Annotated in this window: 1 protein-coding gene and 1 pseudogene; both read left to right on the plus strand. The window is 62.9% G+C overall.

The window, feature by feature from the left end:
• A pseudogene (locus tag ACODTO_RS29555) lies at positions 1-342 on the plus strand (carbon starvation protein A); the annotation flags it as partial.
• Positions 343-358: 16 nt separating this feature from the next.
• On the plus strand, positions 359-528 hold a 170-nt coding region (locus tag ACODTO_RS29560), incomplete at its 3' end, for a YbdD/YjiX family protein (RefSeq protein ID WP_489107476.1).

Below are 528 nucleotides of genomic sequence, written 5' to 3' on the forward strand. Positions count from 1 at the left end.
TACATCTGGGTCACGCTGCTACCGGCGGCCTGGCTGCTGATCTGCACCACCACGGCGGGCCTGATCAAGCTGTTCGACGCCAACCCGGCGATCGGCTTCCTGGCCCTGGCGCGCAAATACAACGACGCCCTGGCGGCCGGCCAGATCCTGGCCCCGGCCAAGAGCGTCGAGCAGATGCAGCACGTGGTCTTCAATGCCTACACCAACGCCACGCTGACGGTGCTGTTCCTGTTCGTGGTGCTCAGCATCCTGTTCTACGCGCTCAAGGTCGGTGTTGCCGCCTGGGGCACGAAAGAGCGCACGGATAAAGAAGCGCCATTCCAGGCCCTGCCGGACGCCTGACACGAGGGTTGCAACGATGTTCAATGACTTGAGTCGCCTCGGTAAATACCTCGGTCAGGCCGCCCGCCTGATGGTCGGCATGCCCGACTACGACAACTACGTCGAGCACATGCAAACCAAGCACCCGGACAAACCGGTGATGGACTACGAGGCGTTCTTCCGCGAACGCCAGGAGGCCCGTTACGG

This window comes from Pseudomonas sp. FG13 (genome assembly GCF_057809755.1).